We start from the raw sequence: 2244 nt of genomic DNA on the forward strand, positions 1-2244 counted from the left end.
CTCGCCAGTGCGAGGCCGAAGATACTGTTCGATATCTAGCAAGTTTGAAGGATGAGTCCCGGCGTGGGATCTACGGAGCGAACTGACTGTTCAAGGGCGCAAACGGCGTCCGGGACTCGATGACGGAGCGCTACTCCGTCAGGTGTGACAATACAAGGGCGCAATCCTCGAAGGGCATTGCGCCGTATCGCTTGTTGAGCGTGGATCCGGGCTGGCCACCAAGCCCCCCATCTGGGATGCGGGGGCGTCTCGCCCATGCCGTGCTTGCCTGGCTGTCACAAAACCGTCATCCGCAGCGCATGCGGCGCTCTCTATGCTGGAGGGATTTCCTCCCCGCCCACCATGAGCACGGCCTACCCCTTCCTCCCTGAGCTTGCCGAGCTGGAACGCCTGATCAAGCAGGGCGAGGGGCTGATGCAGGCGCGCACCGTGGCCAGTGTGCAGGCCGGCCGCCATCATCTGCCCATCCGCGTACTCACCCTGGGCAGCGAGGCGCCCGACGCCCCGGTGGTCGGCTTCTTCGGCGGAGTGCACGGGCTGGAGCGTATCGGCACCCAGGTCATCCTGGCCTTTATCCATAACCTGCTTATGCGCCTGCGCTGGGACCCACTACTCGAGCACCAGCTCAGCCAGGTTCGTCTGCTGTTCATGCCACTCGTCAACCCCGGCGGCATGCTGCAGCACCGCCGTGCCAACCCCGGCGGTATCGATCTGATGCGCAATGCCCCCATCGATGCCGGCGAACCGGTCGCCTGGCTCTTGGGCGGGCACCGGCTCGGTAGCTGGCTGCCCTGGTACCGCGGCCGCCATGGCGAGGCCATGGCACCCGAGAGCCAGGCCCTCTGCCAGGTGGTCGAGGAAGAGCTGCTCAGTCGCCCCATGGCCTTGGCGCTGGACTGCCACTCGGGTTTCGGTCTGCGCGACCGCATCTGGTTCCCACTGGCCAGCAGCCGCCGGCCCATCGAGGTACTGGGCGAGATCTACACCCTCAAGACCCTGTTCGACCAGGCCTACCCGCACCACCGCTACGTGTTCGAGCCACAAAGCCGGCAGTACCTCACCCATGGCGACCTATGGGACCACCTCTACCTGCAGTCGCGCCACCAGGGTAAGGGCCTGTTCCTGCCCTTCACGCTGGAGATGGGTTCCTGGACCTGGGTGCGCAAGAACCCGCGCCAGTTGCTGTCCCGCCTGGGCCCTTTCAATCCCATCGCACCGCATCGCCAGCAGCGGGTCATGCGCACCCACCTGGCCTTTATGGAATTCCTCACCCGCGTCGCCGGCAGCGGCCCGCGCTGGTTGGACGGCCATCTGCGCAGCGCCCGCCACCGCATGGATGCCATGCACCTCTGGTATCGCGATGTCTGATGTCCAGCGTCCCTGGGTACTCTTGCGCGGCCTGGGCCGTGAGGCCCGCCATTGGGGTGCCTTCCCCGCCGCCCTGGGTACCGCCTTGGGCGGCGCCACGGTACTTACGCCCGATCTGGACGGCAATGGTGGTCGCCATCGGCTGGCCAGCGCCACCACCATCGCCGGCCAGCTGCAGGGCTTGCGCCAGCAATTGGCCGAGGTGCTGGCGCAGGGGCCGGTCAATGTGCTGGCGCTCTCGCTCGGCGGCATGGTGGCGCTGGAATGGGCGCAAACGCAGCCCCGGGAGGTCGCCCGCCTGGTGTTGGTCAATACCAGCGTCGCCAGCCTCAATCCCTTCTGGCAACGGCTGCGCTGGCGCAACTACCCGCGCCTCTTGAGCCTGCCCATGCGGGGCTTGGCTGAGCGCGAGGCCACCATTCTCGCCATTTGCAGCAACGAGCCCGCCGCCCGTGCCGCCGCCTTGCCGCAATGGCAGGCCTGGCAGCGCGAAAGCCCGGTCTCCACTGCCAACCTGCTGCGCCAGCTGGCCGCCGCCGCCCGCTATCGCCCCCGCCCCGGCTGGCCCTTGTGCCCGGCCCTCATCGTCTGCAGCCGCCAGGACCGCCTGGTCCAGTCCATCTGTAGCCGAACCCTCGCGCAAGCCACCCTCTGGCCCCTGCGCTGCCACGCCACGGCCGGCCACGACCTCCCGTTGGACGCCCCCACCTGGCTCGCTGCCGAAGTCGCCGCCTGGGTGGCCAGCCTCGAGCGCGGGGAATAGTGCTGCCGGTCGGCATACGCGCAGCGCCTTCCGTCACAAACTGCGTTGATTTAGCGGCTATCGCCGCGTATGTCCGCACTACGTGCGGTTTGGGGCGGGAATGTGTCCCGCGC

General features: G+C 67.6%; 2 protein-coding genes. Both read left to right on the forward strand.

The window, feature by feature from the left end:
• Nucleotides 1–342: 342 nt before the first annotated feature.
• Nucleotides 343–1368 carry a M14 family zinc carboxypeptidase gene (locus VIM95_RS03425; RefSeq protein WP_331983029.1) on the forward strand — a complete coding sequence of 342 codons (1026 nt, stop codon included), beginning with the start codon at nucleotides 343–345 and terminating at the stop codon, nucleotides 1366–1368.
• Entirely contained in the window at nucleotides 1361–2131 is a 771-nt protein-coding gene (locus VIM95_RS03430; RefSeq protein WP_331983031.1) for an alpha/beta hydrolase, read from the forward strand. Before VIM95_RS03425 ends, VIM95_RS03430 begins: the two co-directional genes overlap by 8 nt.
• The last annotated feature ends 113 nt before the right edge of the window (nucleotides 2132–2244 follow it).

Source organism: Chitinimonas sp. (assembly GCF_036568685.1).
GTDB lineage: Bacteria > Pseudomonadota > Gammaproteobacteria > Burkholderiales > Chitinimonadaceae > Chitinimonas.

What these genes read in the sequence shown, in the direction of transcription:
- VIM95_RS03425 (WP_331983029.1), top strand. Translation starts at nt 343, where the DNA reads ATGAGCACGGCCTACCCCTTCCTCCCTGAGCTTGCCGAGCTGGAACGC.
- VIM95_RS03430 (WP_331983031.1), top strand. Translation starts at nt 1,361, where the DNA reads ATGTCTGATGTCCAGCGTCCCTGGGTACTCTTGCGCGGCCTGGGCCGT.